General features: G+C 61.6%; 2 protein-coding genes. Both read left to right on the plus strand.

Features of this window, described 5'->3' with window-relative positions:
- The first annotated feature begins 61 nt into the window (after positions 1-61).
- Complete coding sequence (locus OC610_RS27255) at positions 62-1027, plus strand: bile acid:sodium symporter family protein (protein WP_264432513.1); 966 nt, start codon at positions 62-64, stop codon at positions 1025-1027.
- 119 nt (positions 1028-1146) lie between these two features.
- Positions 1147-1461, plus strand: a complete 315-nt coding sequence (sugE, locus tag OC610_RS27260) for a quaternary ammonium compound efflux SMR transporter SugE (RefSeq protein WP_264432515.1) — start codon at positions 1147-1149, stop codon at positions 1459-1461.
- Positions 1462-1493: the final 32 nt, after the last annotated feature.

Below are 1493 nucleotides of genomic sequence, written 5' to 3' on the forward strand. Positions count from 1 at the left end.
ATCGCGAGCAAGCTCGCTCCCACATTAGTATTCGGTGTTTTCAAATAATAAGGATCAGGTCATGCGTGCACTGGCTGCATTGAGCCGCTTTGTCGGCAATACGTTCGCTTACTGGGTGTTGTTCTTTGCGGTGCTGGCATTCATGCAACCGCAGTGGTTCTTCGACCTGAAGGTCGCCATCGTGCCCCTGCTGGGGCTGGTGATGTTCGGCATGGGCCTGGCACTCAAGCTGGAAGACTTCGCCGAAGTGGCGCGTCGTCCGGGACGCGTGGCCCTGGGCGTGATTGCCCAGTTCGTGATCATGCCGGGCACGGCGTGGTTGCTTTGCCAAGTATTCAGCCTGCCGCCGGAAATTGCCGTCGGGGTGATCCTGGTGGGCTGTTGCCCGAGCGGTACCTCTTCCAATGTCATGACCTGGCTCGCACGCGGTGACCTGGCCCTGGCCGTGGCGATTTCAGCCATCACCACCCTGCTCGCCCCTTTGCTGACCCCGGCACTGATCTGGCTGCTGGCTTCGGCCTGGCTGCCGGTGTCGTTCTCCGCGTTGTTCTGGTCGATCCTGCAGATCGTGTTGTTGCCCATCGCTCTGGGCATCATTGCCCAGCGACTGTTGGGCGCGCGAGTTCGTCATGCGGTTGAAGTGCTGCCTCTGGTCTCCGTGGTCAGCATCGTGATTATCGTCGCCGCCGTGGTCGCGGCCAGCCAGGCGAAGATCGCCGAATCCGGCTTGCTGATCATGGCCATTGTCGTCCTGCACAACAGCTTCGGCTACTTGCTGGGGTATTTCACCGGTCGGCTGTTCGGACTGCCGCTGGCCCAGCGCAAGACCTTGTCTCTGGAAGTCGGCATGCAGAACTCCGGCTTGGGCGCGGCGCTGGCCAGCGCGCACTTTTCGCCATTGGCGGCGGTGCCCAGTGCGCTGTTCAGCGTCTGGCACAATATTTCCGGGGCACTGCTCTCGACTTGGTTCCGCCGCATGAGCGAAAAACAGGACCGTGAGCAATTGGCCCGGCAGGCGGCGGACTGAGCGAGCGACTTGATCAAACGGTCAGCATTGGGCATGCTTCTGCCCAATGCGGGGACGACCCCGCAGCTCCATTGGAGTTTCTTGTCCGGGGACGACCCCATCCATCGATGAGGTGTGTGATGTCCTGGATCATTCTGTTTTTTGCCGGCCTGTTCGAAGTCGGCTGGGCTGTCGGCCTGAAGTACACCGACGGCTTCAGCCGCCCACTCCCCACTGCACTGACCGTCGCCGCCATGGCGATCAGCCTTGGCCTGCTTGGCCTTGCGATGAAGGAATTGCCGCTGGGCACGGCCTATGCGATCTGGACCGGGGTCGGTGCCGTGGGCACGGTGATCGCCGGGATCATCCTGTTTGGTGAGTCGATGGCGTTGGTTCGGTTGGCCAGCGTCGCGTTGATCGTTGCCGGGCTGATCGGGCTCAAGGTCAGCGCTTAGATCCGTTTCTGTGGGAGCGAGCTTGCTCGCGA

Origin of the sequence: Pseudomonas agronomica, assembly GCF_025917275.1 — a bacterium.
GTDB lineage: Bacteria > Pseudomonadota > Gammaproteobacteria > Pseudomonadales > Pseudomonadaceae > Aquipseudomonas > Aquipseudomonas agronomica.

What these genes read in the sequence shown, in the direction of transcription:
- OC610_RS27255 (WP_264432513.1), top strand. Translation starts at nt 62, where the DNA reads ATGCGTGCACTGGCTGCATTGAGCCGCTTTGTCGGCAATACGTTCGCT.
- sugE (WP_264432515.1), top strand. Translation starts at nt 1,147, where the DNA reads ATGTCCTGGATCATTCTGTTTTTTGCCGGCCTGTTCGAAGTCGGCTGG.